At 29.0% G+C, this 697-nt stretch carries 1 protein-coding gene; it reads left to right on the top strand.

The features are described 5' to 3' along the window. The coding region (locus tag SORDD16_RS04790) for a hypothetical protein (protein WP_241733987.1) at positions 1 to 520 on the top strand (520 nt) is incomplete at its 5' end. Positions 521 to 697: the final 177 nt, after the last annotated feature.

Here is a 697-nt window from a genome sequence, read left to right as displayed (position 1 = left end):
AACTCATTATGAATTCGATAAACTTAATATTAAGTTTCAAAGTGATAGTGCTAATTGGAAGATATGCTGTTTTGTTATGATTACTGAGAATGATGTAACACAAGATAGAAAATTAAAATCGGAGTTTTTGGAATCTTTAAAAGAAAGAGATTCAGAAAGAGGAAGTATAGCCTATGATGAAAATGGGGAAGAAAGACCTTGGATAATGTTGCCACCAAATCTTTTAGATAAACTGTTTCAAAAGTATCCCAATCTTAATTACGGTGCAATAGAGTATTATGCGAGGGATAAGTATCCCTTTACCATTAATCAAATTAAACAAGATCCCAATTATTTATTACTGGCAAAGGAGGATTCTTATAAAAATCAAAGAGAATTTAGGATTTTTGTTGGTGGACCAAATAATAGCTTTAGTTCAATTGAAGGAAATATACTAAAAACTAATTGGCGGAAAAACATTACTTATGGGACAAACTTTAAAAAACTTGAGAATATGACTCTTAATGCTAATTATAGATAATTTATTTTTTGTAATACCATTATTTAAAATTTAATGGCGTCTGTTCTATTGGGGAATTCAAGATAACAAAATTTAATTTTGATAATACGAGGTTCAAAAAAGTCTTCGTAATACTAAAAACGCATAATATCAGGTGTTTACCGCTCTGATGTTATGCGTTTTATCGTGAATATACTT

It is taken from the genome of Streptococcus oralis (genome assembly GCF_001578945.1).
GTDB lineage: Bacteria > Bacillota > Bacilli > Lactobacillales > Streptococcaceae > Streptococcus > Streptococcus oralis_Q.
Note: the sequence above shows the minus strand (reverse complement) of the source record. Positions and strands in the feature narration are given on the sequence as shown.